Source organism: Hymenobacter cellulosivorans, assembly GCF_022919135.1.
In the GTDB taxonomy this organism is placed as follows: Bacteria; Bacteroidota; Bacteroidia; order Cytophagales; family Hymenobacteraceae; genus Hymenobacter; species Hymenobacter cellulosivorans.
On record NZ_CP095049.1, the window covers coordinates 2,489,949 to 2,516,232 of the forward strand.

At 56.0% G+C, this 26,284-nt stretch carries 21 protein-coding genes and 1 tRNA gene; 18 read left to right on the forward strand and 4 right to left on the reverse strand.

The features are described 5' to 3' along the window. Positions 1–40: 40 nt before the first annotated feature. A complete protein-coding gene (cysK, locus tag MUN80_RS10430) occupies positions 41–961 on the forward strand; it encodes a cysteine synthase A (protein WP_244723345.1) in 921 nt (306 codons plus the stop codon). Between the two features lie 113 nt (positions 962–1,074). Here cysK and MUN80_RS10435 read toward each other — a convergent pair. The 3 genes from MUN80_RS10435 to MUN80_RS10445 form a co-directional block, all read right to left on the reverse strand. After that, a tRNA-Ala gene (locus tag MUN80_RS10435) sits at positions 1,075–1,151 on the reverse strand. A 182-nt stretch (positions 1,152–1,333) separates the two neighbouring features. Beyond that, on the reverse strand, positions 1,334–4,684 hold the full coding sequence (locus MUN80_RS10440) for a TonB-dependent receptor (RefSeq protein WP_244723348.1): 3,351 nt from the start codon (positions 4,682–4,684) through the stop codon (positions 1,334–1,336). Between the two features lie 150 nt (positions 4,685–4,834). Further along, the gene (locus MUN80_RS10445; RefSeq protein WP_244723351.1) at positions 4,835–5,533 is read right to left on the reverse strand and encodes a C40 family peptidase; all 699 of its coding nucleotides are present in this window, start codon (positions 5,531–5,533) and stop codon (positions 4,835–4,837) included. Positions 5,534–5,547: 14 nt separating this feature from the next. On the opposite strand from MUN80_RS10445, the gene MUN80_RS10450 reads away from it, so the two are divergent. Further along, positions 5,548–6,957 (forward strand): FAD-binding oxidoreductase, encoded by a 1,410-nt coding sequence (locus tag MUN80_RS10450; RefSeq protein WP_244723354.1) that lies wholly within the window; start codon positions 5,548–5,550, stop codon positions 6,955–6,957. 166 nt (positions 6,958–7,123) lie between these two features. Here the strand turns inward: MUN80_RS10450 and MUN80_RS10455 are convergent, their stop codons facing one another. Beyond that, complete coding sequence (locus tag MUN80_RS10455; protein ID WP_244723356.1) at positions 7,124–7,636, reverse strand: acyl-CoA-binding protein; 513 nt, start codon at positions 7,634–7,636, stop codon at positions 7,124–7,126. A 147-nt stretch (positions 7,637–7,783) separates the two neighbouring features. Here MUN80_RS10455 and asnB point away from each other — a divergent pair, with 147 nt between their 5' ends. The 16 genes from asnB to MUN80_RS10535 all read left to right on the forward strand — a co-directional run bounded on the left by asnB (position 7,784) and on the right by MUN80_RS10535 (position 26,120). Further along, positions 7,784–9,688 (forward strand): asparagine synthase (glutamine-hydrolyzing), encoded by a 1,905-nt coding sequence (gene asnB, locus MUN80_RS10460; protein ID WP_244723359.1) that lies wholly within the window; start codon positions 7,784–7,786, stop codon positions 9,686–9,688. 50 nt (positions 9,689–9,738) lie between these two features. Beyond that, a complete protein-coding gene (locus MUN80_RS10465) occupies positions 9,739–10,494 on the forward strand; it encodes a glycosyltransferase family 2 protein (protein WP_244723362.1) in 756 nt (251 codons plus the stop codon). 50 nt (positions 10,495–10,544) lie between these two features. After that, complete coding sequence (locus MUN80_RS10470) at positions 10,545–12,344, forward strand: glycosyltransferase family protein (protein ID WP_244723365.1); 1,800 nt, start codon at positions 10,545–10,547, stop codon at positions 12,342–12,344. A gap of 76 nt (positions 12,345–12,420) precedes the next feature. Beyond that, on the forward strand, positions 12,421–13,761 hold the full coding sequence (locus tag MUN80_RS10475) for a UDP-glucose dehydrogenase family protein (RefSeq protein WP_244723368.1): 1,341 nt from the start codon (positions 12,421–12,423) through the stop codon (positions 13,759–13,761). Positions 13,762–13,864: 103 nt separating this feature from the next. Then, on the forward strand, positions 13,865–14,851 hold the full coding sequence (locus MUN80_RS10480; protein WP_244723369.1) for a UDP-glucuronic acid decarboxylase family protein: 987 nt from the start codon (positions 13,865–13,867) through the stop codon (positions 14,849–14,851). An 18-nt stretch (positions 14,852–14,869) separates the two neighbouring features. Beyond that, entirely contained in the window at positions 14,870–15,277 is a 408-nt protein-coding gene (locus tag MUN80_RS10485) for a sugar 3,4-ketoisomerase (protein ID WP_244723372.1), read from the forward strand. Further along, complete coding sequence (locus tag MUN80_RS10490) at positions 15,262–15,696, forward strand: hypothetical protein (RefSeq protein ID WP_244723375.1); 435 nt, start codon at positions 15,262–15,264, stop codon at positions 15,694–15,696. The genes MUN80_RS10485 and MUN80_RS10490 overlap by 16 nt, the downstream gene beginning before the upstream one ends. Further along, positions 15,693–16,214 (forward strand): hypothetical protein, encoded by a 522-nt coding sequence (locus tag MUN80_RS10495; protein WP_244723380.1) that lies wholly within the window; start codon positions 15,693–15,695, stop codon positions 16,212–16,214. The genes MUN80_RS10490 and MUN80_RS10495 overlap by 4 nt, the downstream gene beginning before the upstream one ends. A gap of 6 nt (positions 16,215–16,220) precedes the next feature. Beyond that, positions 16,221–17,327 (forward strand): DegT/DnrJ/EryC1/StrS family aminotransferase, encoded by a 1,107-nt coding sequence (locus MUN80_RS10500; protein WP_244723383.1) that lies wholly within the window; start codon positions 16,221–16,223, stop codon positions 17,325–17,327. 30 nt (positions 17,328–17,357) lie between these two features. Beyond that, a complete protein-coding gene (locus MUN80_RS10505; RefSeq protein WP_244723385.1) occupies positions 17,358–18,848 on the forward strand; it encodes a DUF6056 family protein in 1,491 nt (496 codons plus the stop codon). 114 nt (positions 18,849–18,962) lie between these two features. Beyond that, a complete protein-coding gene (locus MUN80_RS10510) occupies positions 18,963–19,910 on the forward strand; it encodes a glycosyltransferase family 2 protein (RefSeq protein WP_244723387.1) in 948 nt (315 codons plus the stop codon). 130 nt (positions 19,911–20,040) lie between these two features. Then, positions 20,041–21,309: an acyltransferase family protein gene (locus MUN80_RS10515; RefSeq protein ID WP_244723389.1), complete on the forward strand. Its 1,269-nt coding sequence runs from the start codon at positions 20,041–20,043 to the stop codon at positions 21,307–21,309. Positions 21,310–21,582: 273 nt separating this feature from the next. After that, the gene (locus MUN80_RS10520; protein ID WP_244723391.1) at positions 21,583–23,325 is read left to right on the forward strand and encodes an ABC transporter ATP-binding protein; all 1,743 of its coding nucleotides are present in this window, start codon (positions 21,583–21,585) and stop codon (positions 23,323–23,325) included. A gap of 44 nt (positions 23,326–23,369) precedes the next feature. Next, the gene (locus MUN80_RS10525; RefSeq protein WP_311136281.1) at positions 23,370–24,461 is read left to right on the forward strand and encodes a DegT/DnrJ/EryC1/StrS family aminotransferase; all 1,092 of its coding nucleotides are present in this window, start codon (positions 23,370–23,372) and stop codon (positions 24,459–24,461) included. Positions 24,462–24,531: 70 nt separating this feature from the next. Then, positions 24,532–25,164, forward strand: a complete 633-nt coding sequence (locus tag MUN80_RS10530) for a NeuD/PglB/VioB family sugar acetyltransferase (protein ID WP_244723405.1) — start codon at positions 24,532–24,534, stop codon at positions 25,162–25,164. 50 nt (positions 25,165–25,214) lie between these two features. Then, a complete protein-coding gene (locus MUN80_RS10535) occupies positions 25,215–26,120 on the forward strand; it encodes a glycosyltransferase family 2 protein (protein WP_244723407.1) in 906 nt (301 codons plus the stop codon). The last annotated feature ends 164 nt before the right edge of the window (positions 26,121–26,284 follow it).

A 26,284-nucleotide genomic window follows, 5' to 3' on the forward strand; every position in this document is an offset into this window, starting at 1 on the left:
ACCAAAAACCTACTTCCTACCTTTTACCATCTACTTTCCCATGAAAGCCAACACCATCCTTGACACCATTGGCAATACCCCTTTGCTTCGCCTGAACCGCCTGTTTGCCGACCGTCCCGACGTGGAAGTGTGGGTAAAGTTGGAGCGGGCCAACCCTGGAGGCAGCATCAAAGACCGAATTGCGTTGTCCATGATTGAGCAAGCCGAAAAAGATGGCCTGCTCACCCCCGACAGCCTGATTGTAGAACCCACCTCCGGCAACACGGGCGTAGGCCTGGCTATGGTGGCGGCTGTGAAAGGCTATAAGCTGACGTTGGTAATGCCCGAGTCGATGTCGATTGAGCGGCGCCGGCTGATGGCTGCCTATGGAGCCAACCTAGAACTCACGCCTCGCGAGAAGGGCATGAAGGGCGCTATCGAGAAAGCCCACGAACTTGTGCGCGACACCCCCGGGGCCTGGATGCCAATGCAGTTTGAAAACCCAGCCAACATTAAGGTGCATGCCGAAACGACGGCCCAGGAGATTCTGCGCGACGCGCCCGAAGGCTTCGACTACCACATCACCGGTGTGGGCACCGGCGGCCACATTACGGCTGTGACCGAAGTGCTCAAGCCCGAGTTTCCGAATATGAAGACTTTCGCCGTCGAGCCTGAATTGTCGCCGGTCATTAGCGGCGGCGCGCCGGGCCCGCACCCGATTCAGGGTATCGGCGCCGGCTTTATCCCCGCCAACCTACACACCGAAGTACTGGACGGCACTATTCTGGTCAGCCAGCAGGAAGCATTTGATATGGCCCGCCGGGCTGCCCGTGAAGAAGGCATTTTCATTGGCGTATCGTCGGGGGCTTCCTTAGCGGCCGTGGCCAAGAAACTGCCCGAAATGCCCCAAGGCAGCCGCGTTCTGACGTTCTGCTACGACACGGGCGAGCGCTACCTGTCGGTTGACGGTCTGTTCGTGTAAGCCACGTTAACGAGCACAAAAAAAGCCCCGCACCAGCGGGGCTTTTTTTGTGCTCGTTAAAAAGCAAACCAAACAATGGGTAACAAAAAAGCCCAACCGTTGGGTTGGGCTTTTGGTGGAGAATATCGGAGTCGAACCGATGACCTCTTGCATGCCATGCAAGCGCTCTAGCCAGCTGAGCTAATCCCCCGTGTGGTTTATTCCGCAGTCATCTACCGTGGAATTGTGATGCAAAGGTAGGCGCAGATTGACAATGTGCAAGCGTTGGGAAATAAAAAAACTGATAAAATATGCATCAGCTTGATAATTAGGCCGAAAAAAAGCGGGTGGAACATTGTTCCACCCGCTTTCGGGGACTAGGCTAAAACCAGCTTAGTTGAAGATATAGCGCAGGCCCAGCTGCAGGTAGTAGGTTGAAGTTACACCCAGCGTGTTACGGAACGTTTCAACGGGCAGACCATTGCGGTCCAGGTTGAGGCGGAAGGTAGGACGGGTAGTACCATTAGCTACCACGCTGTTTGCATTGGAAACTTGCAGAATAGAGCTAGTGTTGATGGTCTGGGTAGCACCCCAGTCCTTGTTCAACAGGTTACCCAGGTTGAATACGTCAACACTCAGCTGCAGCGTGTTACGCTTGTCGCCAATGTTGGTGAAGATGTCTTGCAACAGTTTCACGTCAAACTGGCTGCGCCAGGGCAACAAAGCACCGTTGCGCTCAGCATACTCACCGCGGTGCTTGCTCAGGTACTTGTCTTGCTCGATGTACTTGAAGAAAGCTTCGCTCTGCTCAGCCGGAGTGAAGGTAGTGTTACCCACGGTATTGTTTACGAAGGTGATTTCAGAAGCATCCTTCGGAATGTAGATCAGATCGGCGAAAGCACCGTCACGGTTGACGTCAGTGCTGTAGGTATACGAGAAACGACCAGCCTGCGAGCCTTCATAGAACAGCGACAGGGTAGTACCCAGGTGGTTCAGGTATTCTTTACGGTACGATACCGAAGCAATAACGCGGTCCGGAACTACATAGCTGGCGTAGCTCAGCTCAGGGAAGTTCGAGCCGTTTACGGTCGGGTTGTTCTGCCACGAACCGCGGGGCTGGTCACCACCACCGTCGAACAGGTTGCGAGCATCGCTGCGTACGTAAGCAACCGAAGCATACAGGCCGCTGGCGAACTGCTTCTCCAGCTTGGCCGTAGCCGACCAGTAGTAGCCTTTGCTGGCGTTGCCCAGTACAATGGCGTCGTAGGTACCAGCACCGGCAGTACCAGGTGCTACGGGCTGACCGCGCAGGATCGGGTTGTAGTAACGGTCCTGTACGTTAACGGGGTACACCAAACGGTTGTCGGGGTAGCCGGGGATGTTCAGGGCCTGGGGCGTAATCAGGTTGGGGTTACGGAACAAAGCGCTGTTCAGGTCTTTGTTGTAAATACCTTCCAACGAACCCACGATGCCGAAGGGCAGTTTCACGTCAACAGCCAAGCTGCTCTTCCAGGTCTGGGGGAACTTGAAGTTCGGGTCCAGCGAGGTAGTCGTGGTGGGGATGGCAGTACCGCCAGCAGGGGGAGTAGCAGGACGGTAGAAGGCTGGGTCGGGGCTGAAACCGCGGTAACCGCCAGGAACCGTGTTAATGGCATTGCCTTCGTAGGAGTCGGTGATTTGCAGCAAACCAGCGTCGCCGGCCTGGCTAACAATCCATACGTAGGGGATACGGCCGGTGAAGATACCCGAACCACCACGCAGCTGAACCGTACCGTTGCCTTCTACGTCCCAGTTGAAGCCCAGACGGGGCGACCACAGGATTTTCGACTCGGGCAGACGCGAAACGTCGATTTTCTCACCACCAGCGAACACCAGGGGCTCGATCAGCTTGTGCTGCTGCAGGGGCTCGGGGAAGGTGATGTAGTCGAGACGCAGGCCACCGGTTACGCGGAAGCGGGGGTTAACCACATATTCGTCCTGCGCATAGAAGGAGTACTGGCCGAACTTGAAAGTAGGGAAAGCCTGCTCAAAGTTAGGCGACAGCGAGTACGTCAGCGAGAATGCCGTCGGCACGCCCGTTTTAGCAATAGCCGGATCAGGGTTCGACGCCTTCAGGAAGTCGTCGTACGAGTTGAAGCGGTAGTAGCTGGTGCCCTGACGCTGGAAACCGTTACGGGTAGTGCTCAGGTCAACCTGCGCACCGAAGGTCAGGTTGTGGTTGGCCAGAATCCAGGTGAAATCATCCCGGAAGGAGTAGATTTCTACGTCGCGCAGGTTGCCGTACGTGAAGGGCTCGTAACCAAAGTACGTGAAAGGAGTAGCCGCCGAGTTACCGCCGTCTGACTTCAGAATGTCAACGAAAGGGAAAATCTGGCTGTCGGAGCTACGTGGGTCGTTCTGCTTGGTGAAGGTACCACGCAGCGTGTTCGACATCGTGCTGCCGAAAGTCGAGTTCAATTCAGCGGCGAACGAGTAGAAGTTGGCCTCCTGGTAGTAGTTGGAGTTCTGGAAGCCCAGCGCAGTGGTGTTGCCACGGCTGATGCCGGTGGGGAAAGAAGGAGCCGCCGAGTTACTGGTTGGGTTAACTTCTTTGCCTTCCGTCTGGCTGTAGCGCACGTTGAAGCGGTGGTTCTGGCTGATGTTCCAGTCGATGCGGGCCAGAATCTTGTTACGGGTCCGCTCAGTGTCGTAGCCCTGATATTCGCCAGTTTCGTAGCCATAGCGGTTACGCAGATACTCTCTGATGCCATTCAGCTCGCTAGCCAACGGACGGGTGATGTTGGGGTTGCTGCCATAGCGAGCCTCCGGCGTAGCAGCTACGCGCTGGGAGAAGGGAGTAGTGCTCTTTTCGATTTCAGCGTTAACAAAGAAGAAAACCTTGTCTTTGATAACCGGGCCACCCAGACGGAAACCGTACTGGTTGAACTGAGATTTCTGAATGTCAAACGACTCGTTGCCTACCCGGGTACCAGTAAAGTCCTGGTTGCGGAAGTAGGTATACAGCGAGCCAGAGAAGTTGTTGGTACCGGAGCGGGTTACGGCGTTGATTGCACCACCCGTGAAGCCCGACTGACGCACGTCGTAAGGCGTTACACTTACGGTGAGCTGTTCAACGGCGTCCAGAGAGATGGGAGAGCCGCCGGCGGGCAGGTTGCCACCGATACCGAAGTTGTTGTTGAAGTCGGAACCGTCGACGGTGAAGTTGTTCTGACGGTTGTTACCACCACCTACAGCGGCACCGTTGGCCTGAGGCGTCAAACGCGTGAAGTCGTTCAGGCTCCGGCTGATCGAAGGCAAACGCTCAATCTGCTCGCGCTGCACCGACGTAACCGAACCGGTACGGTCAGCGTTGATGATGTTGTCACGCTGACCACGTACTACTACGTCGGCCAGTTCAGTTGTTGCCTCGCTCAGGTTGATATCCAGGCGCAGATTCTGGCCCAGGGTCAGGAAGATACCGTCACGAGCTGTCTCTTGGTAGCCGATGAAGGTTACGCGAACCGAGTAGGGGCCACCTACACGCATACCACCGATGTTGAAACGGCCTTCCGAGTTCGTGGGTGCTACGTACTGGGTATTCGTTGGGGTGTGCACGGCAATAACCGTCGCGCCTGGCAAACCAGCTCCGGACTTGTCGGTGATAACACCGTTCATAGCCGAAGTAGTTACCTGACTCCACGCCGCCGGAGCTGACAACAGCGTCAACACCAGCAAGAGTAAGAGGCGTAAACGTGAGTGTTTCATAAATGGGTAAATGAGTGAAAAAAGAGGAGGCTTAATGGGAAAAGAAGTGCAAAAGTAAGGACGTTTTTCGCCGGGTTCGTTACCAAATCTTTGTCTTTGGTGAACGAGGCCCGTACCAGGGGTTTTCTACTGCAAAGGTAAGAGGGAAATTCACAATCTGGGTCTTACCGCCCGGATAAAGCGGCTCAGATAGTAGTCACTCTCCAGGCTGTTCTCGACTACCCCTAACGAGCTGGATGAGTGGATGAACTGAATGCTCTCCGGGCTGGCTTCCGTAACTAAGCCGACGTGCGTAATCGTGCTGCTGCCAGGTGAAGCTCCGAAAAATACTAAATCGCCGGCTCGTAAGTCCTGGGGTTTTACGGGGGTTCCCCACACGGCTTGCTCGTTGGAAGACCGGGGAATCTGCACGTCGATGGCGGCAAAGGCCGCGCACAGCAGCCCTGAGCAGTCCATACCCAAGCGGGTGGTGCCACCGTATTTGTAAGGAGTGCCTTCGTAGGAGCGGGCCGCTTCAATAACCGTAGCTAAATCCTTGGAAACGGTAGCCGGAATACTAGCCCGCTTCACGACCGTTTTGGATTTGCCAGTTGGAGCCGAGGTTTTAGTTTTGGCTCGCGTCACGGGCCGGGCGCCACGGCGGCGGCGCTCTTCCGCTTTCAACCGGGCCATTTCGCGGGCCGAATAATAGCGGCCGTTGCGCTGGTTGAGCTTGCGGGAGCCTCCGCAGCTGGCCAGTAGGACTAAGATACTAATCAGTAGCACTGGCCACCAGCGTAGCTGTTGGAGTGAATACTGTACCTTCGTAAGGTGTTCCCGCATCGGGACAAAGATACGCGAATCGTTCATTCTGCCGTCTATATATGAATTTCCAACCGCTGACTCCCGACCTCATAGCCGCCTTCGAGCAAATCGTGGGCGAAGCGTATGTGCTTACTGCCCAGCGTGCAGAGGCCGACGTGTACGCCGACTATGGCCGCGACCATACCGAAGATTTGCATTTTGCTCCGGACGTGGTACTTCGCCCCGGCAACGTCGATGAGATTAGTAAAATTGTCCGCCTCTGCCACGAACACCACGTGCCCGTTACGGCGCGGGGCGCGGGAACCGGCCTGAGCGGCGGAGCCTTGCCCGTGCACCACGGCGTAGTACTGAGCACCGAGCGGCTCAACCGCATCATCCAGATCGACGAGCGCAACCTGCAGGCTACCGTGGAGCCGGGCGTGATAAACGAGGCCTTTCAGGTGGCGGTAAAAGAAGTTGGCCTGTTTTATCCGCCCGACCCGGCTAGTAAGGGCAGTTGCTCGCTCGGCGGCAACCTGGCGCACAGCAGCGGCGGCCCCAAAGCCGTGAAATACGGCACCACCCGCGACTACGTCCTGAACCTGGAAGTGGTGCTGCCCACCGGCGACGTTATCTGGACGGCGGCCAACACCCTGAAAAACTCGACCGGCTACAACCTCACCCAGTTGATGGTCGGCTCGGAGGGTACGCTGGGCATTATTACCAAGGTCGTGTTCCGACTGCTGCCTTACCCGCAGCACAATATCCTGATGCTGGTGCCTTTCCGCCGGGAAGAGCAGGCAGCCGAGGCCGTATCAGCGGTGTTCCGGGCTGGGGTGATTCCTTCGGGCATGGAATTCATGGAGCGTGAGGCCATTGCCTGGTCGTCGGACTACCTGAAAATTCCGCTCACCCTGCCCGAAGACATCAAGGCCCACCTGCTCATCGAGCTCGACGGCCAGGATATGGACCAGCTCTATAAGGAAGCCGAGCAGGTGTATGGCGTGCTGGAGCACTACGATGTAGGCGAAATCCTGCTGGCCGATAATGCCACGCAAAAAGACGAACTCTGGAAAATCCGGCGCAACATCGGCAATTCAGTGCGCTACAACTCAGTATATAAGGAAGAAGACACCGTCGTGCCCCGGGCTGAGCTGCCCACGCTGCTCAAAGGTGTAAAGGAAATCGGAGCCCGCTATGGGTTCAAAAGTGTGTGCTACGGTCACGCCGGCGACGGTAATCTGCACGTCAACATTATCCGCGGAGAACTGACTGACGAGCAGTGGAACGTGGGCCTGCGCCAGCCAATTACCGAGATTTTTGAGCTCTGTGTAAAGCTGGGCGGCACCATCAGTGGGGAACACGGTATTGGGCTGGTGCAGAAAGGCTACATTGGCATTGCCTTGCAGGAAACCAACCTGGAACTCATGCGGGGCATCAAGAAAGTCTTCGACCCGCACGGTATTCTGAACCCCGGCAAGATTTTTTAGTCCTGAATCCCGGATTCGACGGGTTTTCCGGATTGGTCAGATTATGCGGACGATTATCAAAACCAAAAAGGCCACCCAAGCGGGTGGCCTTTTTGGGTGGCTTTGCATTTCTGATTTCGAATGAGCCTACTTGTGCAGACGGCAGCGCCGTCCACAGAATTCGTGGTTACGACTGGTCGCCTTTGAGCTTGTCTTCACCACCGTAGGGTGCCCCGGCGGTAATGTCACCGCGCAGGCCGCCCTGCGACACGCCGGGCTGAGTGCTGGGCTGTTGAGAAGTAGTAGAATTGTCGTCAGATTCCACTTCGGGGCCCGAAGCGGCGTCGGCACCCCCCACCATGGTGGCGGTGCTGGGCTGGCCGTTGCCGGTGATAATAGTGGCCTGCTCACCGACCGGGCCGGCCAACGCATTTACTTTCTCTACGTATTGGCGCTTGGCATCGTCCTCGCTCACGCCTTTAAACTTGCTCCACGAGTCCCATTGGGCTTGTGACATGCCGGCGTAGCCACTTGGGTTGTCGGGTGAGTCGTCGCCGACCACTTCGCCTTTCGTGTCATGGTCACCTTCGGTGGCCTGCTTGTAGAGTCCGTAGAGCTCGGTCATGTGGGCGGCGGCTTTGTCGCCCGGCAGGTTGTCTACGCGCGCTACAGCGGCTTCAAATTGCTGTTGTAAATTCATTTGCTGCTGAAGGTCCATATGTCGGGAATAGCTAAAGAGTGGAAAAGTACCTGAGTTTACTAGCATGGCACGGCTTTGGTTGCGGGGGCGCGCTGCTAAGTTTTTCAGAAAGTAAGTGCGCAGAGTTCGTACTTTTGCCCGCCAATTATGTGTGGAATCACCGGAGTATTCGCTTTTACCGACGCAGGACGCCGCTCGCTGTCCGCGTTGCATGCCTCAACCGACGCTATTGTTAGCCGCGGACCTGATTCTCAGGGGCATTTTGTGTACGACCGTTGTGGTCTGGGCTTTCGCCGCCTGGCCATTCTCGATCTGACGGCCGACGGCAACCAGCCGATGACCGACGAGTCGGGGCGCTACACGATTGTCTTCAACGGGGAGATCTTCAACTTCAAGGAGCTGCGTCAGAAGCTCGTCAAGAAGGGGCACAAGTTTCATTCTCAGACTGATACGGAGGTTATTCTGAACCTCTATATCTCGGAAGGACGGGGCTTTTTGAAAAAGCTTAACGGCTTTTTCGGCTTGGCCATCTACGACAAGGAAGAGGACTCACTGTTCATCGCCCGCGACCGAATGGGGGAGAAGCCCATCTTGGTGTACCGCGACGAGGACAAGATGTTTTTTGCCTCGGAAATGAAGTCGTTGCTGGCTTTGGGTGTGCCGCGCAAGCTCGATTACGTGGCTCTGAGCCACTATTTGCAGCTCAATTACATTCCCGGTCCGGCTACCATCTTCAAGGGCGTCAAGAAATTGCTGCCCGGCCACTACCTCTTTATTAAAGGCGGTAAGGTGGTCAAGAAGCGGTACTACAAGATTCCTTACGACCCCAAGAAGGTCGCCAAAAACAAGCTCAGCTACGAAGAACAACAGAAAAAGCTGGTCACGCTGCTCGACGACGCCACGGCCCGCCGCCTGGTAGCCGACGTGCCGCTGGGCGCTTTCCTGAGCGGCGGCATCGACTCGTCAGTGATTGTGGCTTTGGCTTCGCGCCATACTCAGCACCTGAACACGTTCAGCATTGGCTACCGCGACGAGCCTTTCTTTGACGAAACTAAATACGCCAAACTGGTAGCCGAGCGCTACAAAACCAACCACACGGTTTTCTCGCTCACCAACCAGGACCTCTACGACCACATCTTCGACGTGCTCGACTATATCGACGAGCCGTTTGCGGATTCCTCGGCCCTGGCCGTCTACATTCTCAGCAAGCGCACCCGCGAAAAAGTCACGGTGGCTTTGTCAGGCGACGGCGCCGACGAGATGTTTGCCGGCTACAACAAGCACATGGGCGAGTTTCAGGTGCGGCAGGGAGGCTTCAAGGCCGAAGCCGTAACGGGCCTGAATCTGCTCTGGGATATTCTGCCTAAGTCGCGCAATTCCTTCTTTGGCAACCGGGTCCGGCAGTTTCAGCGCTTTTCACGAGGCATGCTCAGCGGCCCCAAGGACCGCTATTTCGACTGGGCTTCGTTTGTCAATGAAAAAGATGCCCGTAACCTGCTCAGCGCCGATTCGCGCCGCAAAGTGGGCAAGAAGCTGGCCGAGAAGCGCCGCAAGGACATTCTGCAAAACCTACATGCCGATGGCGACCTGAACGAGGTGCTGCTCACCGACATGAACTTGGTATTGCCCTACGACATGCTGGCCAAAGTAGACCTGATGAGCATGGCCAACTCCCTGGAGGTGCGCCCGCCGTTCCTAGACCCCAACGTAGTAAACTTTGCCTTCTCCATTCCCGTCGAAAGCAAAATCGACGCGAAAATGAAGAAGAAGATTGTGCAGGATGCCTTCCGGCCCATGCTGCCCGAGGAGCTCTACAAGCGGCCCAAGCACGGCTTCGAAGTGCCGCTGCTCAAGTGGTTCCGCAATGAGCTGCGGCCCCTGATTGAGGATGATCTGCTTTCGGATGGCTTCATCGAGGCTCAGGGCATTTTCAGCGTAGACGGTATCCGGGCCCTGAAAACCCAACTGTTCTCGCGCAACCCCGGCGACGTGCATGCCCGCATCTGGGCACTTATCGTGTTTCAGCACTGGTGGAAGCGGCACATGATGTAGGCCAAATCTAGCCTAGCCGTTGCCGTTTTACTTTTCCCCTTGCCTTTTTGATGTCGCCAGTGTTGACCCCTTCCGTTTCCGGTATTCAGTTTCGTACGCTCTCCATCGTCATCCCGGTTTACAACGAAGCTCGCACGATTCACCAGATTCTGGACTTGCTGCGGGAGCTGACGCTGGTCAACAATATCCGCAAGGAAATCATTTTGGTCAATGACTGCTCCTCGGACAACTCCTCGGAGGTCATCACCGCCTACGCCGCGCGCTACCCCGACCTGGGCCTGCGCCTGCTGCAGCACGCCGTCAACCAGGGCAAGGGCGCAGCCCTGCACACGGGCATCCGCGAGGCCACCGGCGACTACGTCATCATTCAGGACGCGGACCTGGAGTACGACCCGGAGGAGTACAACCTCTTGATCAAGCCCATCCTCAAGGGCTTTGCCGACGTGGTCTTCGGCTCGCGCTTCATGGGCGGCAACCCGCACCGCATCCTGTTCTTCTGGCACAGCCTGGGCAACCAGATGCTCACCTTCCTGAGCAACATGTGCACTGACTTGAACCTGACCGACATGGAGACCTGCTACAAGCTCTTCCGCCGCGACATCATCCAGGGCCTGCAGCTGCAGGAAAACCGCTTTGGCTTCGAGCCCGAGGTCACGGCCAAGGTCTCACGCGTCAAGGATGTGCGCATCTACGAGGTGGGCATCAGCTACTACGGCCGCACCTACGCCGAGGGCAAGAAAATCGGTTGGCGCGACGGATTCCGCGCTATTTACTGCATTCTCAAGTACGGACTACTCGGCCGCTGATTCTCGGCTGCCGCTCACCTTTTGCGCGTATTCGTTGGCTTCACTTCTACATGAAAATTTTTAAGTACCTAATCGGCATTCTGTTTCTCGTGGCTTTGGCTGCGGGCATCGGCTTTATGCTCATGTCCCGGGCCACGCTACTTGATCTGCTGATTCATCGGGGCGGGTTGGCCACGTATGCCGACAAGCTTAACGGCCTGCTGACCGAGAGCCTGGTACTCAAAGCCAAGCTGGGCGTGGGGGTACTGCTGCTGGGCCTGAGCCTGCTCGTAGCAGCTATGTGGCGCTTCTGGCCCCTTATCGAAACCTACCTGCGCACTGTGGGTCAGCAGGTAAGGCTGCTTGGTACTTACCTGACCACTGTGCTGCGCCCCTGGACTTTCGGGCAGCGGTTGGTGCTGTTTGGCTTGTTCTTCGCCCTCACATTTTTGCTGTTTTACTGCGCTTACTCCATTCCGTTCATTTACGACGAACTGTACACCTATATAGCGTTCAGCTCCCGAGGTCCGGCTATTTCGCTGGTTTTCTACCCGTTTCCTAACAACCACGTGCTGGTTTCGGTGCTGGCCGGGGCGCTACTCAAGGTCGTAGGGTCGGTGGTATTCGGGATGCGCGCCACAACAATCCTGGCCAGCATGCTGCTGTACTGGGTGCTATTTGTGGGGCTGCAGCGCTGGGTCCGGCCCGCCGTAGTACTAACGGCGCTGATTTTCTTCTTCGGCCTCGATATGGTACTGCTTTACAGCTTTATGGCGCGGGGCTACACTATAATTCTGCTGTGTACGGCCGTCAGCTTCTGCGTGGTGCCGGAGCTGCTCAAGTCCCAAAGCCGCTACCGGCAGCTGAGCTGGCTACTGCTGGGCTTTGCCTCCATCGTAGGCATGGCTGCCATTCCAACCTACGTGTATGGTTTTGCCAGCATTATGATTACGCTGGGCATTTATTCCTTGCTGACCCGCCAGCCCAAGATGATCCAGTTAATTGTGCTGGGCTCATTGGTAGTGGTTGGTGTGGTGCTCTTCTATGCCCCGCTGATTACCGTTTCGGGCTTGGCGGCGCTTATCAAAAACAAGTACGTGGTGCCGATTTCCCGGCCCGAGGTGCTGCGGAAGATGCTGCCGGCCATGGGCGACCTGGCCTACGCGTTTTTCACTTTTAAGGCTCTGGGCTGGCTCTGGCTGCTGACCCTGATCCTGGGCGGCGTGGCTTTCTGGCGTCGCCGCCGGGTGTCGCGGGCGCTACCCCAGCCGCTGGTGATCCTGAGCCTGCTCATGCTGGTGCTGCCCATGTTCTTTATGATGGCCCAATCGGTAGTGCCCTACGAGCGGTGCTGGCAGTACCTAGGCGTGCCGCTGGCATATCTGCTGGCTACGGCTCTGGAATCGGTGCTGGCCAGCTTCAGCTCCGAACACTCAGCCTTTGGGCGGCTGACCGGACCCGTGTTGGTGCTCCTGATGTTTACGCTGACGGTGCGCAGTGCCTGGAACTTCTACCATAAGCTGTACATCAACGAATACCACTCGTTTTCCTACCGCCGGATTGGCACCTTGCTGACCGAGCAGGGCTTTCGTCTCAACCTGACTCAGCCTCCGGTATACATGGTCGACAGTTTCCTGGCCGACGGTAATGTAGAGTTCGACTTCACTACGATGCACCGGCCTTCCACCCGCTTGCGTCTCGACGTAACTCCCACGTTGCTGGATTCTTTGACGGCCCCGGCCGTGATAGTACACGACAAGCACTTTGGCACGGATCCGGCCGGGTATCTGAAAGGCCGGCCGGCGGAAATTCTCTACGACGACGTTCACGCTACGGTATTTTTAGTAAACTCGGCGGCAGTAAAGCCCTAATGCTGAGCTAGCTCATGACCAGTGCGTCTTTCCCAAGTTCTCTCTCCAAATTGAATATAGTTCAAACTCTTCCCGTATGAAAATCGCAGTAGTAGGTACCGGCTATGTAGGGCTGGTTACCGGCACGTGCTTCGCCGAGGTCGGAATTGATGTCACCTGCATCGATATCGACCAGAAGAAAATTGATAACCTGCACAAGGGTATCCTGCCCATCTATGAGCCCGGACTGGAGGAAATGGTGAGCCGCAACGTCGAAAAAGGCCGTCTGCACTTCTCCACTAGCCTAGCTGAGGGTATCAAAGACGCCGACGTGGCTTTTATTGCCGTGGGCACGCCTCCCGGTGAAGACGGCTCGGCTGATTTGAAATACGTGCTGGCCGTGGCCCGCGGCATCGGCGAAAACATGAACAGCTACGGCGTTATCGTGACCAAGAGCACGGTGCCGGTGGGCACGGCAGCCAAGGTGCGTGCTGAAATCGAGCAGGCCCTGGCTAAGCGCGGTGCCGCCATTGAGTTCGACGTGGCCTCCAACCCCGAGTTCCTCAAAGAGGGCGCTGCCATCGACGACTTCCTCAAGCCCGACCGTATCGTGGTAGGGGTATCTTCGGAACGTGCCGAGGAAGTAATGAGCAAGCTCTACAAGCCTTTCCTGCTCAACGGCCACCCGATTATCTTCATGGATATCCCGTCGGCGGAAATGACGAAATACGCAGCCAACTCCATGCTGGCGACCAAGATTTCGTTTATGAACGACATTGCTAACCTCTGCGAAATCATGGGTGCTGACGTGAACATGGTGCGCAAAGGTATCGGCTCCGACGCCCGTATCGGTACTAAGTTCATCTATCCCGGTATCGGATACGGTGGTTCCTGCTTTCCCAAAGATGTAAAAGCCCTCATCAAGACGGCCGCCGAAAACGGCTACCAGATGCAGGTGCTCCAGGCCGTGGAAAGCGTGAACGAAGCTCAGAAGGAAGTCCTGTTCGAGAAAGTGTCCAAGCACTTTGGTGGCGACCTGAAAGGCAAGAAAATGGCCGTATGGGGCCTCTCGTTCAAACCCAAAACCGACGACATGCGTGAAGCGCCTTCGCTGGTTATCATTGAGAAGCTGCTCGATGCTGGTTGCACCGTATCGGCTTACGACCCGGTAGCTATGGAAGAAGCCAAGCACTCGCTTGGCGACCGTATCACCTACGCCAAGGATGAATTCGCAGCCCTAATTGATGCCGACGCCCTGTTGGTCGTAACCGAGTGGCCCGATTTCCGCTCGCCCAACTTCGACGTGGTAGCTCGCCTGATGAAGCAGAAGACTATCTTCGACGGCCGGAATATCTATGACGCCAAGGAATTGCACGAAGCTGGCTTCACCTACCACTGCATCGGTATCAAAACCGACCACAAAGAGCCAGTAGCTTAGTTGTCAGTTATTCATTGTCAGTTGTTAGTTCGCGCTGATGCCTGCTGCTAACAACCGACAATGAGCAACCACCACCTAAACCAATGACTAAGAACAACATCGCATGTCTGATAAAAAACGCATTCTGATTACTGGTGGCGCCGGCTTTCTAGGTTCCCACCTCTGCGACCGGTTCCTGAAGGAAGGGTACCATGTCATTGCCATGGACAACCTGATTACCGGCGACCTGGCTAATATCGAGCACCTGTTTGGCCGCGAGGACTTCGAATTCCACCACGCCGACGTGTCGAAGTTTGTATTCGTGCCCGGTAAGCTGGATTACATCCTGCACTTCGCCTCGCCCGCCTCGCCCATCGACTACCTCAAAATTCCGATTCAGACCCTGAAGGTGGGCTCGCTCGGCACGCACAACTTGCTGGGTCTGGCCCGCGTGAAAGGCGCCCGGATGCTGATTGCCAGCACCTCGGAAGTGTACGGCGACCCGGAAATTCATCCTCAGGTCGAGGAGTACTTTGGCAACGTAAACCCGGTGGGCCCACGCGGCTGCTACGACGAGGCCAAACGCTTCCAGGAAGCCATTACCATGGCTTACCATAACCACCACGGGCTGGAGACGCGCATCGTGCGCATCTTCAACACCTACGGCCCGCGTATGCGCTTGAACGACGGCCGCGTGTTGCCAGCATTCCTGTCGCAGGCCTTGCGTGGCGAGAACCTGACCGTGTTCGGTGATGGTTCACAGACGCGCTCCTTCTGCTATGTAGATGACCTGATTGAAGGCATCTACCGTCTGCTGCTGAGCGACTACGCGCTGCCCGTGAACATTGGCAACCCCGATGAAATCACCATTAAAGAGTTCGGCGAAGAAATTGCCCGCCTGATGGGTGTAGAGTTCAAGCCTACCTACCAGGAGTTGCCCCAAAATGACCCGATGAAGCGCAAGCCCGACATCACCAAGGCCAAGGAAATCCTGGGCTGGGAGCCGCAGGTTGACCGTGCTGAAGGACTTCGTCGCACCCTGGAGTATTTCAAAGAACACGTACAGGTAACCGCTGCTGGTCAGGTCGATAACACGCCGCGTACGTTCTAAAGTCATTTTCCGCCGCACATGCAAAAGCCGCATTTAATCGAGTTTCCCAAGCTGGGCGCTTCCGACATTGGATATATTTCCGTGGGGGAAGCCAATGGTCTGATTCCATTCACGGTAGAACGCACGTTCTGGACGTATTTCACGCCCGAGAGCATCGTGCGCGGACGCCACGCCCACCACGCTACCGAGCAGGTACTGATTGCTGTGGCTGGCCGCATCATCGTGACGACGGAAATGCCCGACGGGGAAGTACAAACCTTCGTGCTCGAGTCGCCGCACGTGGGGGTGTACGTACCCCCGAATGCCTGGCATACCATGCAGTACTCGCACACGGCCGTACAGCTGGTGTTTGCCTCGACGCGGTACAATGAGCAGGACTACATCCGGAAATACGAAAACTTCCGCGAGGTATGGGGTTCCAAGTAAGTTCTGCCCTGGTAGCCGACCGGGCCGATAAACTGTTCTTTTATTCGCCCTATAACTTCCTGCGCAAGCTCGACGTGGCTACGCAGCAGCGTTTATTCGGAACCGGAGCTGCTGCCGATTACGCCACAGACCCCAATCACCGGGTGTTTGAATTTGTGCAGGACGGTGCTACCGTTCAGTTCTTGTACGCTTACCTGCCCTGGGATACTAATTTCTTTCAGGCATCGGTGTACAAGGTGTTCACCATCCTATTTGCCAACGGTACGCCGGCGGCGGTGCTGGCTGCGGCCAGCACCGCTTTCCGGCGGCAGCTGGGGCAGGAGGGAGCCGCCTACTGCTTTGCCGAACTGCCTGCCGAAGACACCCGCGTGGCGCAGGCTCTGGGGATGCCGGCTGGCGTTTGGTTGAAACCCGTTTGACATACTTCCACGATGCCGTGCAGGGCTTTGACCAGCCCCGGTTTGCGGTGCGCTCGGCCCAGAAGCAGGAAGCTGCGGCCATTGGGGCTATTTCGGCGGCCGCCCGCAATGAGTACGACCGGTTTCACGCCGACCAATGGTTCAGTGGCGACACCGGAGACCAGTTTCTGGCGCGCTACGCCTCGGCCGCCGTGGAAGGCTACTGCGACGACGTGTTGGTACCGGCCGAGCCGGATCTGCCCGTCGATTCCTTCCTGGCCATCAGCGACCTGCAGGCACACGCGGCAAGCTTTGGCACTGGCTTTTCGCGGGTAGTACTTACGGCAGTAGGGCCGGCCAACCGCGGCTGGCACCTGAAGCTGGTGTCGGAGACGGTGCAGCGGGCCCGGCAAAATGGCGCTGAGTACGTGCTGATGACCACTCAGGCTACCAACCGGGCCGTATTTCGGACCTGCGAAAAATTGAATTTTAAAGTCGGCGGTTGCAGCCACGTGCTGGCTTGCTCCCATTTCAACTAATTCGTTATGAAAGTTCCTTTTCTCTCCTTTACTCCCCAAAATCAGGCCGTCCGCACCCAAGTTCTGGACGCTATGAGCCAGGTATTCGATTCGCAGTGGTACGTGCTGGGCGAGGCCGTGAAGCAGTTCGAGGCCGAGTACGCCCGCTTCTCCACTACCACCGAGTGCATCGGGGTGGCCAATGGTCTGGATGCCTTGCATCTGGCTCTGAAAGCCCTCGACGTGAAGGAGGGTGACGAGGTAATCGTACCGTCCAACACCTACATTGCGACTTGGCTGGCTATTTCCTTCGTGGGTGCGACGCCCATTCCGGTAGAGCCTAACCCGACCACCTACAACCTCGATCCAGCCCGTCTGGAAGCGGCTATTACGCCTCGCACCCGCGCCATAATGCCGGTGCACCTCTACGGTCAGGCCTGCGAAATGGACGAAATCATGGCCATTGCCAAGCGCCACAATCTGTACGTGGTGGAGGACAATGCCCAGTCGCAGGGAGCTACCTACAACGGCGGCATTACCGGCAGCTTCGGCGACGTGAATGCCACGAGCTTTTACCCTGGCAAAAACCTGGGTGCTCTCGGCGACGCCGGGGCCGTGACAACCAACGATGCTGAACTGGCCAAGAAAGTGCGTACTCTGCGCAACTACGGCTCCCAGCAGAAGTACTACAACGAGGTTATCGGCCACAACTCCCGCCTCGATGAACTGCAGGCTGCTGTGCTCAGCGCCAAGCTACCTATGCTTATGGAATGGACCGGGCAACGCCAGGAAGTAGCCGCGCTCTACGACCAGCACCTGGCCGGCATTGCCGATCTGCACCTGCCGGCAGTGGCTGCGGGCGCTACGCACGTGTATCACCTGTACGTGGTGCGCACCACTCAGCGCGATGAGCTCCAGAAATACCTGACGGAGCAGGGCATCGGTACGTTGATTCACTACCCGATTCCGCCCCACTTGCAGGAAGCCTACCGTTTCATGAACTTCCAGGCCGGCGCTTTCCCTATTGCCGAGGAACTGGCCAAAACCTGTCTGAGCCTGCCTATGTGGCCCGGTATGACGCAGGAGCACGTGGAGTTGGTGAGCAACCACATTCGCACTTTCCTGACCCGCTAGTTCTTCGTTTTCAGGTCTTTTTCCTTTTTTATGCAAGTTTCTGACAGTGCAGTCAGTACGAGTGCGCCCGCAACAACTGAGTCGCGGGTGCGTGGTGGCTGGCTCCTGGCTCTGGCCGCGGCGGTGTTGCCGTTTTTGCTGCTGGCTTATTACAACTACCCCAGCATCCACGACGACTACTCCAACTCCAACCGCATCATTCGGATGGGGCGGCTGCCGTTTATCCGTGAACTGTATGCCACCTGGACCGGCCGCTATACGGAGCTTGCTCTAAAAGCGTATCTGGACCCGTTGTCGTACCAACAGACCACGCTGCTGGCCCGGGTACAGCCTATTGCCGTTATTCTGCTCCTGGCCCTGGCGGCTTTCTGCTTTTTCCGCTTGTTGCTGCAGGGTGCCCGCACGTCAGTGGTGTTGGCCTGTGCCCTGCTGCTAACGGTTATGTACCTGAATGGCTTTGAAATGGCCGGCGCCGCCTTCTACTGGTTTGGCGGATACACTTCCTACACGGCCGGTGTAATTGCCAGCTTGTTTGCTTTTGCGGGCATGGTGGGAATTCACCGCTACCAGGGCCGGGTGGCTATACAGCTCCTGAGCCTGATTAGCGCGGCCAGCTTCAGCATTCTGGCCATCGGAGCCTACGATGTGTCGATGATGGCTATTTGCTGGGTATTGGGCAGTGCCGTAGCTATATCCTGGTTGTTCAAGCACTCGGCTAAGTGGTGGTACGTAGCTTTGTTTGCCTTGGCTATGATTGGGGCCTTTGTTGCCGTAACGGCACCCGGCAACCAGGTGCGCGCGGCTATGGCCGGTCGGGACCTGGGCCAGGTGCTAAAGAGCCCCCAGGCCATTGTTATCATTGTCAAGAGCATCTATTTCGCTCTTACCCAAAGCATTTCCTGGGCCAATAGCCTACTGCTGCTGCTCGGTAGCGTGCTGCTGGCCGGCCTGCTGACGCGTGTGCGGGAAACGGTGGTATTCAATCTAGGTCGGCTGCACCCGCTGATGCTGGGCCTGTGGCTGCTGGCTGGGTTAGGGGCTATGATTTTTCCCTCGATCCTGGTCTACCAAACGGTGTGGCCCCATAGCTGGCAGTGTGTTTACTTCTTTTTTCTGATGGGGTGGGTGTGGCTGCTAGCCACAGTGTTTGCCCGTTATAGTGCCCACTCAGAAGTGCTGCGCGCCCTGAGCAGTCCTAAAGGTTGGCGCCTGACGGCCTTGGCTTTCTTTGTCCTGTGCTTTTTTGGCAGCACTAGCAACACCCACATGGCTTACCTAGACGTAGCAGCCAAAGCACCTGAGCACTACGCCCGGGTACGGCAGCGTGAACAGCGGCTCAAGGATGAAGCGGCACGCGGCGTGCAAATCTCAGAGATGCGCCCTTTGTACAGCAACGAGGATGCCTACCGGGCTCCGAGTGTGCTGTACACCTACGATTTCAATAACGACGACGCGGCCCAGTACGCCATTTACTATGGGGTTGACAGCGTGGTTATCAAGCCTAACCCTTACCATCCGTAAGCCTGGTTTTTAGCTGGTCGGGGGCGCAAGTATGCGTCTTGCTGGCTGCTTTAACCAAATGGAGCCCTACCTTTACCCCGCGAGCAGCCCATTGCTCCGTGTTTCACAGACCTTATGCCCAAGCTCTCAGTTATTATTCCCTGTTACTTTAACGAAGGCAACATTCCGGTAACCGCTCAGGCTCTGATTGCCAACGAAGCGGGCTTTCCGGCCGGGGTAACCTTCGAATACGTAATGGTTGATGATGGCTCCGGCGACAACACCGTGCGGGAACTGCTGCGGTTTCGTGACCAGTACCCCGACCGGGTTCAAGTAGTTGAGCTGGTCAGCAACGTCGGCTCTTACAATGCTATTGTTGCCGGCATGGCCCACGCCACCGGCGACTGTATGGCCATCATCACGGCCGATATGCAGGACCCGCCGGAGCTGATGGTGCAGATGTACGACTACTGGCTGAAGGGCTTTAAACTCGTTATCGGCAACCGCCAGGACCGCGAAGAAACCGGCCTGCAAAAGTGGTTTGCCAACCTGTTTCACAAGACGATGAAGAAAGTGGCCCTGTCTAACATTCCAGACGGTGGCTTCGACTTCGTGTTCTTCGACCGGCAGGTGTGCGACGAAGTAGTACGCCTGCAGGAGCGCAACAGCAACATTTTCTACCTGATGGTGTGGCTGGGCTTCACCTATGTGAATATCCCCTACGTACGCCGCAAGCGTGAAATCGGGAAGTCGCGCTGGACGCTGCAGAAGAAAATCAAGCTCTTTATCGACTCGATTCTGTCGTTCTCCTTTTTCCCTATCCGCCTGATTTCCATTTTGGGCATGATGCTGGGCGGGGTAGCAATGCTGTATGGGCTCTACATTTTGGCTATGAAGGTACTAGGCAATATCAGCGCCGCTGGCTGGACTACCTTGATGGTAGTCGTGCTGTTTGTATCCGCCTTTCAGATGATAGCTCTAGGCATTATTGGTGAATACGTATGGCGTGGCTTAGATGCTGCCCGCCAGCGGCCCTTGTACGTAGTCAAAAATGTGTACCGTGACACGACGGGCCATGCCTAAATAAGCAAAGTACAGTATCTGCATAGATATCTACGCAACAGCGGTTTAACGGTGAATCACTTGATAAGCCAGGCCCTATACAGCCTTCTGAATATTTCAGATGGTATATATTGTGGGCCACCGCTCTGCTATGCAAATACAAACTGCCTCTTCCGCGCCGCCTGCCGTCAATAGGTTTAGTCCCAACCTGGAAGCAGTTCGCGGTTTTGCTGCTCTGCTGGTTGTGTGGAGCCACGCCGTCAGCTTTCCCCTGACGCTCGACCCAGGCTACACAGTTACGGGCTTCTTTTCTTATCTGGCTCCCTCGCATTTCAGCGTGCTGGTGTTTTTTGTGCTGTCGGGCTACGTCATTGGGCTAACGAATCGGCGGGCCCTAACCGCGGCAACTATCAAGGACTATCTGCGGAAGCGAGGTACTCGTCTCTATCCGATTTATTTCGTGTGCATGTTGCTGGCCGTACTGGTGGGTGGCACGGCAGCTTATTCCGGGCGCACGATACTCGGCAATTTTACCTTTCTACAGATTCTGCTTACCCCGGTTATTGCCGAAAACGCCCCCGCCTGGTCGTTGCATTTCGAGGTAATCTATTACTTGTTGTTTATCCCGATTTCCTATTTAGGGCTCCACCCACTCTTGATGATGGGTGGCGCGTTTGCGGTAGGCATGCTAAACCTGTGGCTGTTTCCAACCAACCCGCTACTGTCGTCCTACAGTTTCGGGTTTTCCTTTTGGTTGGCGGGGCTCACGCTGGCCTTCTACGCCGATAAGTTCTCGTACCGCCAACCCTCGTACCAACAGCTGTTGGCGGTCTTGCTGTTGTTTGTCAGCTTGCGCGGTTTCGACGCGCCCGAAACGTTACTGCGCAAAATCGTGGATGCCACAGTTGGCTCGCACCTACACTACATCGGTGGCGACAACTTTACGAGTATCATTTCATTTTATGATTATGCCTGGCTGCCCTACGCAGTGGCAAGTATTGTTCTGTTTGCGCACAAGTCCTTCCGGTACCAACGGATCTTCATGACCGGGTTGTTTGTACTGCCTGGACTTACGTGGTTGCATATCTACGAAACACGAGCCGCGCTGAATGTGAGTTTGTACGGCCTCTCTAGCCTTTTTTACGTGCTGGCTTTGCTGACGTATTTCATCGAGAGTAAATGGGTAGAACCGGTGGCTCAAGCCTTCATTGGGGTGTTCATCCGGGTGGGCAGCATTTCCTATGGTCTATATATTGTCCATTTCCCCTTGCTGATGCTTATGGCCCGCCTCGACTTCTTTACGGGTTCAGCTCTGACCTTCTGGGTAAGATTTGCCGGCTTGCTAGGGGTATCTTTCCTAGGGGCGTATTGGCTAGAAAGGAAGTTTCAGCCTTGGGTTAAAGCGCACTTTACTGGCTAAGCATGAGGCGCTTCAGGGCCGGCATTCAAGGGCGTTCTGCCCTAGGATTTGGTCTGTCAAATGAAAGCCCAGTAGCCGTGAAGAAGTACTGTAGTAGCGAAATTGGTTCTAGCAGCCGGCTGGTCTGCGCGCGTATGCCAGAAACGGCATAAGCTATTATTGTGTACCTTTGTGGCTTCGTTGCGTTTCAGGCGATGCCAAGCTGTCTAACCCTAGAACAGTAGTTGCCGATGACAATTGACCTGCATGAATACTGGAATAATTAAATATAGTGTGTCGAGCATCCTATACTACCTCACTGCGGCGGAGCGGCGGAAGGTAGTGTGGATGTTTTTCCTGCTCATATTAGCTTCCCTGCTGGACGTTGTGGGCCTCGCGGCTCTGGTGCCGGTTATGATGGTAGCAGCGGAGCCCGGTGGTATTCATAAGAACAAGTATTTCGACTGGCTATTTCAGGCCCTGAATTTTGAGTCGGAACGGTCCTTTTTGCTAGTTCTGATCGTCGCTATTCTGGTATTCTTTCTGCTAAAGAATGCCTTTTCAGTATGGATCAACCACTTGCAAACCAAGTTTACGGCAGAAGTGGGCCTGGCCATCGTGCGAACTCAGTTGGATAAGTACCTGAACTTTCCGTTTTGGCACTTCAACGACCTTGGTTCTGCGAGCCTGATCAATAGTTCTCTGCAGGTGCCGAGTACTTACGTGAACATGATTATCCGGCCATTGTTCATCTTCTTTGCCGAATTGACAGTAGTGCTGGTTATTGTAGTGGGTATCCTGGTGTATCAGCCGCTGCTGCTGGTTATTCTGGTGTTTGTGCTGCTGCCGACTACCTTCCTGACTTACCGCTCCATGCGGGCCCGCTCACAGATAATCGGTAACCGGATCAATGAACTCAACCCTATTTCCATCTCCACAATTACCGACCTGTTTACCGGCTTTGTGGAACTGCGCCTAGCTGATAAGCAAACCCGCTTCCGGAACAAGCTGCTCGATAGCCAGAAGGAGATTCGTAAGCTCGACGCCGAGGCGTATCTGTACACATTGTTGCCCCTGCGTATTATCGAGATGGTCGCCATATTCGGGGTGCTGACCATCTTTATGTATGCCCTCTTCGTGGCTGATGAGTCTACCAGTCTGATTACGTTGGTGGGCTTGTTTGCTGCCGCGGCTTACCGCCTGATGCCATCCGTCAACCGTATGCTCATGTCGATGGTGCAGCTTAAGCAGAGCCAGTACACAATAGAAAACCTGGAAAGCTTCCGCGAAGAGGAGTATGATCAGAAGCTGAGTCCTAACCAGCAACCCCTGGAATTCCACGAATCCATTGCCTTTCAGAACGTTTCTTTCACTTTTCCCAACGGTGAGGCCCCGGTACTGCGCGGAATTTCGCTGAAAGTTAAGAAAGGGGAGAAGATCGGCTTTATCGGTAGTTCAGGTTCGGGTAAGACCACGCTGATGAACATCTTGCTGCGTTTCTACACCGAACAGCAAGGCCACATTCTCGTCGATGGCCGCCCGCTCACTCCCCAGCACCTGAAGGCCTGGCACAGCATCATCGGCTACGTAAAGCAGGATACGTTCCTGATGCAGGCCTCTATCCGGGACAATATCACGCTGGGCGACCCACAGGTAGACGAAGACCGCCTGCACTACGCCATTGAGCAGGCCTCGCTGCAAGGCTTCGTTCAGAACCTGCCCGACGGCCTAGATACCTTTATCGGGGAGCGGGGTTCCAAGCTTTCCGGGGGGCAGCGCCAGCGGATCGGGATTGCCCGGGCCTTGTATAAGCGCACTGAAATCTTGGTGCTGGATGAGGCAACCAGCGCCCTCGACAACGAAACAGAGCGGGAAGTAAACGAGGCTATCAACAAGCTGTCGAAAACCGAAATCACCATTCTCATTATTGCCCACCGCATTACTACACTACGGGAATGCGACCGGATCTACGAACTGGGTCAGGGAGAGATTGTGGCGCAACATCAGTACGCCGAACTGGCGCAAAGCATCGTATAAGCTCCCCACCAAGGAGGAGCTACCCGTTTTCTAACCTGATTTACATGAATATCAACGTCACAAAGTCCTTTTTGCCGCCGCTGGAAGACTATGTTGAATATCTCACCGGCATTTGGGACCGAGTACATCTGACCAACGCTGGCCCGCTGGTCGTGGAATTGGAAAAGCAGCTGCGAGAATACCTGGGGGTAAAGCACTTGTTTTTTGTCAATAATGGGACGATTGCGCTGCAGATTGCCATTAAGGCCCTGGAGCTCAAAGGCGAAGTACTGACGACTCCCTTTTCCTACGTCGCGACGACCTCTAGTCTGGTGTGGGAAGGATGCACGCCTGTTTTTGTGGATATTGACCCCGAAACGCTCTGCATTGATCCTACCTTGCTCGAAGCGGCCATTACGCCCCGCACTGTTGCTATCATGGCTACTCACGTGTATGGCAACCCCTGCGACGTAGAAGCCATCGAGGCCATCGCCAAGCGGCATAACCTTCGGGTAATTTACGACGCGGCTCATGCCTTCGGCGTGACGTACAAGGACAACTCAGTGTTGAACTACGGCGATATTTCGACGCTGAGCTTCCACGCTACCAAGCTGTTCCATACGGTAGAAGGCGGCGCTATCGTGACGGATAATGACGAGCTGGCGCACAAGATCAGCTACATGCGCAACTTCGGCCACAACGGACCCGAGGCCTTCTGGGGGGTAGGTGTGAATGGCAAAAGCTCCGAATTTCATGCTGCCATGGGCCTGTGCGTGCTGCCTCGCGTGGATGAGCTGATTCGGCGGCGTAAGGAAATTAGTGAGCGGTACGACCGGCTGCTGGCCGATACGCCCCTGGCGCGGCCGCGCATTCATGAGCACACGCGCTATAATTACTCATACTACCCCACCCTGCTGCCATCGGAAGAAGTGCTGCTCCAGGTGCGTGACGCCCTCAATGCCCGCGATATCACGCCCCGGCGTTATTTCTACCCCTCACTGAATACGCTGGACTACACCAACAAGCAGCCGGCGCCGGTATCGGAAAGTGCTTCGGTACGGGCCCTGTGTCTGCCGCTCTATTACGACCTGACCGATGAGCAGGTTGACCGGGTGTGCGCCGTTATCCACGAGTCATTAGCGCAGCTGCACCAGTAAAAATTGGGGCTAACGCTAGTCGTACTTGCGTTTTAAGGCCGCTACGTTTTTCACTTCAGCCGGGGTACGTATGCTAATAATAGGAGCGCGGGGGCACGCCATAGAACTCCTGCACGCCTTCGAAAACGTGTGGCAGCCGGATACGGTAGCTTTCTACGACGATGTGACGCCCAACATGCCGGATAAGGTATTTGACTCTTATCCGCTGCTGAAAAGCCCCCGAGAGGCCGCCGACTGGCTGGCCATGGACTGCCGCTTTGTGCTCGGTGTGGGGGGCGTCAAGGTCCGGCAGATGCTGGCTCGTAAGTTTGAGGCCCTGGGTGGGGAACTGACTTCGGCCCTAGCGGCTACGGCAATGATTAGCCGGTATGCTTCCTCCTTAGGGCCGGGGCTGAATGTAATGCAGCAGGCGCTGATTTCGCCCAATGCCCAAGTAGGGGAGGGTACGCTGCTCAACACAGCGTGCAGTATTCACCACGATGTGGTCGTTGGGGCCTTCTGTGAAATTGCGCCCGGTGCCCGCCTGCTTGGTAACGTCCAGGTGGGCGACCTGTGCTTTGTAGGAGCCAACGCAACGGTGCTGCCGCGCGTACGGCTCGGCAACCACGTGGTGGTCGGGGCCGGAGCAGTCGTCAACCAGGATGTGCCCGACCATACCACGGTCGTAGGTGTACCGGCCCGGCCACTTGCTTCTAAGCGCTGATCTTTCAACTACACCGGTATATAACCGGTTGATTTCTAACTTCTTCTGGCATGCCTAAAGTAAGCGTCTGCTGTATTACCTACAACCACGAGCATTTTCTGCGCCAGGCTCTCGATTCGGTGCTGATGCAGAAAACCGACTTCGAAGTGGAGTTAGTTATCGGTGAGGATTGCTCGACGGACGGTACCCGCGCCATTGTGGAAGAATATCAGCGACGTTACCCCAAGCAGGTAAAGGCCCTACTGCCAGCTAAGAACCTAGGCATCATGCCCAATCTGCTGGCGACATTTCAGGCCTGCACCGGAGAATACGTGGCCATCCTGGAAGGCGACGACTACTGGACTGATCCGCAGAAGCTGGCCCTGCAGGTAGAGCTGCTGGACAGTCGCCCGGATATTGCGCTCTGCATTCACGATGCCGAGTCGTTCTCGGATGATAGCCCCAAAACCCAGCTCTACAGCGAGGAGTTTCCCGACGTGCTGTCGGCCGAGCGGCCGGTAATGACGCAGAAAGACATTGTGCAAAAAGGCTGGGGCATTCCTACGGCTTCCATGCTGTTTCGGCGGGCGGCCCTGCAGCCCCCGGCTTGGTTTACCGGCGTGTACAGCGGCGACTATACTATGCACCTGCTCATCACCCAACACGGCGACGTGTACTACATTCCGCGGGTAATGTCTCGCTACCGCACCCACGCGGGCAGCATTTCCCAGATTTCCAACCGCACTAAGAGCGTCGGCTTTATCAGCAAGCGTATTTTTGAATTGCAGCAATACCAGCAGATGCTGCCCCAGTACAAGGACCACTACAACGGCTACCTCCAGTACTGGTACTTTGAGCGAAGCCTGGCGTTGCGGCAAGGAAAGGAAGCAGTGAAAGGCTGGTTGGATTACGTGCGGGCTATTACGCTAAGTCCGGAGCTTTTTCGGAAGTGGCTGTTCCGTACGCCAGCCAAGTAATACCCGTTCGGGGTTTGAGCCGATACCCTATGCCTAAACTGCCTGTGACCCGGCTTGTGTATACTCTCTGCTATGCAAACCGTACTTGGCGGAACCTGCCGTGTGCTCGACAGGCCCCAGCCTAGTAAGGGAAGTGCATTGATGCGTAGTCGGCAGGTAAAACA

Excerpts from the sequence above, each read along its gene's own strand:
- MUN80_RS10475 (WP_244723368.1), top strand. The coding sequence starts at position 12,421 with ATGAAAATCGCAGTAGTAGGTACCGGCTATGTAGGGCTGGTTACCGGC.
- cysK (WP_244723345.1), top strand. The coding sequence starts at position 41 with ATGAAAGCCAACACCATCCTTGACACCATTGGCAATACCCCTTTGCTT.
- MUN80_RS10455 (WP_244723356.1), bottom strand. The coding sequence starts at position 7,636 with ATGAATTTACAACAGCAATTTGAAGCCGCTGTAGCGCGCGTAGACAAC.
- asnB (WP_244723359.1), top strand. The coding sequence starts at position 7,784 with ATGTGTGGAATCACCGGAGTATTCGCTTTTACCGACGCAGGACGCCGC.
- MUN80_RS10440 (WP_244723348.1), bottom strand. The coding sequence starts at position 4,684 with ATGAAACACTCACGTTTACGCCTCTTACTCTTGCTGGTGTTGACGCTG.
- MUN80_RS10450 (WP_244723354.1), top strand. The coding sequence starts at position 5,548 with ATGAATTTCCAACCGCTGACTCCCGACCTCATAGCCGCCTTCGAGCAA.
- MUN80_RS10465 (WP_244723362.1), top strand. The coding sequence starts at position 9,739 with ATGTCGCCAGTGTTGACCCCTTCCGTTTCCGGTATTCAGTTTCGTACG.
- MUN80_RS10500 (WP_244723383.1), top strand. The coding sequence starts at position 16,221 with ATGAAAGTTCCTTTTCTCTCCTTTACTCCCCAAAATCAGGCCGTCCGC.
- MUN80_RS10505 (WP_244723385.1), top strand. The coding sequence starts at position 17,358 with ATGCAAGTTTCTGACAGTGCAGTCAGTACGAGTGCGCCCGCAACAACT.
- MUN80_RS10445 (WP_244723351.1), bottom strand. The coding sequence starts at position 5,533 with ATGAACGATTCGCGTATCTTTGTCCCGATGCGGGAACACCTTACGAAG.
- MUN80_RS10480 (WP_244723369.1), top strand. The coding sequence starts at position 13,865 with ATGTCTGATAAAAAACGCATTCTGATTACTGGTGGCGCCGGCTTTCTA.
- MUN80_RS10490 (WP_244723375.1), top strand. The coding sequence starts at position 15,262 with ATGGGGTTCCAAGTAAGTTCTGCCCTGGTAGCCGACCGGGCCGATAAA.
- MUN80_RS10530 (WP_244723405.1), top strand. The coding sequence starts at position 24,532 with ATGCTAATAATAGGAGCGCGGGGGCACGCCATAGAACTCCTGCACGCC.
- MUN80_RS10510 (WP_244723387.1), top strand. The coding sequence starts at position 18,963 with ATGCCCAAGCTCTCAGTTATTATTCCCTGTTACTTTAACGAAGGCAAC.
- MUN80_RS10525 (WP_311136281.1), top strand. The coding sequence starts at position 23,370 with ATGAATATCAACGTCACAAAGTCCTTTTTGCCGCCGCTGGAAGACTAT.
- MUN80_RS10535 (WP_244723407.1), top strand. The coding sequence starts at position 25,215 with ATGCCTAAAGTAAGCGTCTGCTGTATTACCTACAACCACGAGCATTTT.
- MUN80_RS10485 (WP_244723372.1), top strand. The coding sequence starts at position 14,870 with ATGCAAAAGCCGCATTTAATCGAGTTTCCCAAGCTGGGCGCTTCCGAC.
- MUN80_RS10470 (WP_244723365.1), top strand. The coding sequence starts at position 10,545 with ATGAAAATTTTTAAGTACCTAATCGGCATTCTGTTTCTCGTGGCTTTG.
- MUN80_RS10515 (WP_244723389.1), top strand. The coding sequence starts at position 20,041 with ATGCAAATACAAACTGCCTCTTCCGCGCCGCCTGCCGTCAATAGGTTT.